Source organism: Thiorhodococcus mannitoliphagus (assembly GCF_010915725.1).
GTDB lineage: Bacteria > Pseudomonadota > Gammaproteobacteria > Chromatiales > Chromatiaceae > Thiorhodococcus > Thiorhodococcus mannitoliphagus.
In genome coordinates, this window is record NZ_JAAIJR010000484.1 from 1 (window position 1) to 392 (window position 392).

Genomic DNA, 392 nt, shown 5'->3' on the forward strand with positions numbered 1-392 from the left:
GCCTCGCGCAGGGTGCGATCCAGGGTGCCCACGCTCAGGCTCAAGGCCAGCCAGTCGTGGAGAAACTCCCGCATCCGCCGTCGCGACATGCAAAAGCGCAGATGCAGGGCGACGATCAGGGCCGCGAGCCCCGGCCCAACCAGGCGCCATTCGCTTAAGGTCACCGGTTCCAAGGTTGGATCCTCGACCAGCCCTTCGCCGGGACGTGCACGCGTGTGATGACCGCAAGCGCAGGTGGTTTCATAGAGACGATGATCGGTGACCTGCAAATGCATGCCCGGTTGCGCTGGGTTGCCCCACAGGAGATCGACCGACTGAAAGCCGGCGTAGGCGACACTGGGCGCGTCTCCCGGCAGCGCCTCGGCGCAGGCCTCGCAGACGCCGGGATGATG

The 392-nt window shown here is 66.3% G+C and carries 1 pseudogene; it reads right to left on the reverse strand.

The features are described from left to right. Window positions 1-392: pseudogene (locus G3480_RS27465) on the reverse strand (IS66 family transposase); the annotation flags it as partial.